The organism is Vibrio sp. 10N.222.46.A1, from assembly GCF_041473595.1.
In the GTDB taxonomy this organism is placed as follows: Bacteria; Pseudomonadota; Gammaproteobacteria; order Enterobacterales; family Vibrionaceae; genus Vibrio; species Vibrio tasmaniensis_A.
Map to the genome: position 1 here is coordinate 1 of NZ_JBFRSN010000487.1, position 1,096 is coordinate 1,096.

General features: G+C 42.7%; 1 protein-coding gene and 1 pseudogene. One reads left to right on the forward strand and one right to left on the reverse strand.

What is annotated here, in order from left to right:
- Positions 1-181, reverse strand: a pseudogene (locus AB4496_RS14430) (IS110 family transposase); the annotation flags it as partial.
- Between the two features lie 100 nt (positions 182-281).
- Between AB4496_RS14430 and AB4496_RS14435 the strand changes: the two are divergent.
- Complete coding sequence (locus AB4496_RS14435) at positions 282-812, forward strand: GNAT family N-acetyltransferase (protein WP_009845650.1); 531 nt, start codon at positions 282-284, stop codon at positions 810-812.
- Positions 813-1,096 lie beyond the last annotated feature (284 nt).

Here is a 1,096-nt window from a genome sequence, read left to right on the forward strand (position 1 = left end):
AATGTGCACCACCACACGCTTCAACGCCTATACGCATGAGAGGCATATTTGCTATTGTAGTCAGCAGTTTAGAGCGAGTTACTGATTTATGAAGTATGACCTTACCATTTTGGTCTACGGCATGAAGACCCAAGTGGTTTTTAGCTAGGTCGATACCGCAGAAATAAGAATAATCAGACATGGTGCCTCCGGTGCAATTAAGTACCACATCAGTGTGGCAGCTCCTCGGGAGGGGGAATCCATGTCATTCGTTAGTTTGCTTCAAAGAATAGGGAAGTATCATGGAAGAAAAACGAGTAAGCATGAGACCAGCAAAACCGAATGAATTGGAATTAATTCATGCTTTAGTAACTTCAAACGACGCATGGACTAAGTTTAATGGTCCGTATTTTCCTTATTGTCACCCTTCGTTAAAGCAGTTTGAAAAGTCTTCGTTTCAACGGTTGTTAAGCGGTTTAGATTTACAGTTAATCACTGTCGATGATAACCCGATAGGAACAGTCAGCAGTTACTGGGAATGTGAAGAAACTCATTGGCTTGAAGCTGGTGTGGTAATCTACGATTCAAATTATTGGGGTCAAGGTATCGCCGCTTTGGCTCTTCCTCAATGGATCTCTTACTTGTTCAAAAATAACAGAATCGAAAGGGTCGGTTTGACAACATGGTCAGGTAATCCTCGCATGATGTCTCTGGCGTTGAAGTTGGGCTTTCAGCAAGAAGCGAGGCTAAGAAAAGTACGTTATTATGAAGGCGAGTATTACGATTCAGTGAAATATGGGGTGTTGCGTTCGGAGTGGCAAGAACGCAACTAACAAATAAGGATTAAGGTGTTGCGTAGCCAACACTAAATCCCAAGTGTTGAACAAGCCCGAAGCCACTTTATTAAGTAAATTGTACGATTGAACTTGAAGGGCACATCGCTTTGAGGTACTTCTCAAGACGGGCGAATCCAAGGTAAGGTTGCGATAGCAGTCTTATCAACCAGTTAGCTTTCTTTCGTCGTCACATCTCCTCTGATTTCATCAATGCCATTCTCCTTATTATCAATGCCTTTCAGCTAGGTGGATAGGCTCATTCCGAAACTCGCCATGTATTG

Excerpts from the sequence above, each read along its gene's own strand:
- AB4496_RS14435 (WP_009845650.1), top strand. The coding sequence starts at position 282 with ATGGAAGAAAAACGAGTAAGCATGAGACCAGCAAAACCGAATGAATTG.